Consider the following 1,506-nt stretch of genomic DNA (forward strand, 5'->3'; position numbering starts at 1 on the left):
GGTGTGAACATACTTTAGTGTAAATGGAATAATCATCCAAAAGTTTGACAATAATATTACTGTAGCATAATTCGGGCAACGCTGAGGAGCGACCCAACGCTTGCTGCGGCTTATACGATGAATGGCGAGCCCTATAGTTCGCCGTTTTTCTCTTTCCATCGGTAAGTCCTTGCGAATAAACCTTGGGAGTCTGAGGGCAGAGCTCTCAGGGTTTTACGCAACAAATCTGTCTGCAAAGAATATCATTATCTGGCTGTACGCCATTGCCCAGTCCCTTGAAGGCTGCGTCCACTTCTTCGTGATTTCCTTTGCTGAAAGAAATACCACCTTCCGGATCGAGTCGTCGGTGGGGAAGATGGATTTTGTTTTCGTAAACTTCCGCACCATTCTGTGATATGCTTCCACTGCGTTTGTTGTATAAATCAAATGCCGGATCTGTTCGGGATAGTTGAAAAATGTGGTAAGTTCTGCCCAATTAGTATCACAGGACCGCAGGATGGATGGGTACTTCTTATCCCATTTTTCCCTGAATTCCTCTTTTGCATACTCAGCATCGTCAAGATTCACTGCGCCATAGATTTGCTTCAGATCTTCACAAATCTTCTTCCTGTCCTTATACTGCACAAATTTGGTTGAATTTCGTATTTGGTGAACAATGCACAATTGCTGCTTAGCCTTTGGAAATACGGCATTGATGGCATCTCCAAGCCCCCTCAAATTGTCATGGCAGGCGATGAAGATGTCCTGCACACCGCGCTTTTTCAGGTCGGAGCAGATTGACGCGTAAAAGCTTGCACTCTCGTTTTCGCTTATCCAGATGCCCAGAATATCCTTCTGACCGTTCATATCTATACCCAAAACTGAATAGACACATTTGTTGATGATCTGGTTGTCCTTGCGGCTTTTGAACATAATCCCATCAAAGTATACGATGGGATATAGCGATTCTAATGGCCGGTTCTGCCACTCGTTTACTTCCGGTAGAATTTTATCTGTTATCTTGGAAATTAACGTCTGGGGTATTTCTGCCCCGTAAATCTCCCTCAAGTTGTCCTCAATGTCGCGCTGGCTCATCCCTTTTGAATACATCGCCATGATTTTCTGTTCGATTTCATCCGTCCTAGTCTGTCGCTTTTCGAGGACTTTAGGATCAAACTCGCCGTTACGGTCGCGGGGAACGGCAATCTCACTTTCACCATAATCGCTTATGATTGTCTTGCGGTTGTATCCGTTTCGGCTGTTTCCGGAATTGTTTCCTTCAATGCAGTTTTTTTCATAGCCTAGATGATCATCCATCTCTGATTCCAGCATCTGCTCAATTGTGCCGGCGAACAGCCTTTTAAGTTTTGACTGAATATCACCTGTGCTTTGGCAGTCCTGCATAAGCAGACTAACCAGTTCCATTTCCTTGTCTGTGAGAATGTTCTTTGACTGTCTCATTTTCATAACCTCCGTTTTGTTTGTTATGGAGATTATTTACATTTACACGGATTAATATTCAGCCTC

The 1,506-nt window shown here is 44.0% G+C and carries 1 protein-coding gene; it reads right to left on the minus strand.

Annotated features, from left to right (window positions below):
• Positions 1-213 precede the first annotated feature (213 nt).
• Complete coding sequence (locus L323_RS32835) at positions 214-1,404, minus strand: IS256 family transposase (RefSeq protein WP_117406790.1); 1,191 nt, start codon at positions 1,402-1,404, stop codon at positions 214-216.
• Positions 1,405-1,506: the final 102 nt, after the last annotated feature.

The organism is Ruminiclostridium papyrosolvens C7 (assembly GCF_000421965.1).
GTDB lineage: Bacteria > Bacillota > Clostridia > Acetivibrionales > DSM-1351 > Ruminiclostridium > Ruminiclostridium papyrosolvens_A.